The sequence below is a fragment of the Gilliamella sp. Pra-s60 genome (assembly GCF_009795755.1).
Taxonomy (GTDB): domain Bacteria; phylum Pseudomonadota; class Gammaproteobacteria; order Enterobacterales; family Orbaceae; genus Gilliamella.
Genome location: NZ_WTFA01000075.1, coordinates 1 through 208 on the forward strand (window position 1 = coordinate 1; position 208 = coordinate 208).

A 208-nucleotide genomic window follows, 5' to 3' on the forward strand; every position below is an offset into this window, starting at 1 on the left:
CCTGTCGTAAGATGATGGACTTGTTGATTGAGTTAAGAAGCCCTTACTAGGATTCCATATGTTAGATGGACCTGCAAAGTAGGGGAGGTCGTTAGAAATGATGCCAGTTGTTCCACCATACAACAAATTCGGCCTGACCGATTGCACAAAATAACAGCTAGCAGATAAATTATTTGGATTAATATAATAATCCACCGTTGCGCCACTA

1 protein-coding gene is annotated in these 208 nt (G+C 40.9%); it reads right to left on the reverse strand.

The window, feature by feature from the left end; translation table 11 throughout:
• Positions 1 to 195 (reverse strand): hypothetical protein (locus GQ596_RS11055; protein ID WP_160401768.1); only part of this gene is annotated, 195 nt, incomplete at its 3' end.
• Positions 196 to 208: the final 13 nt, after the last annotated feature.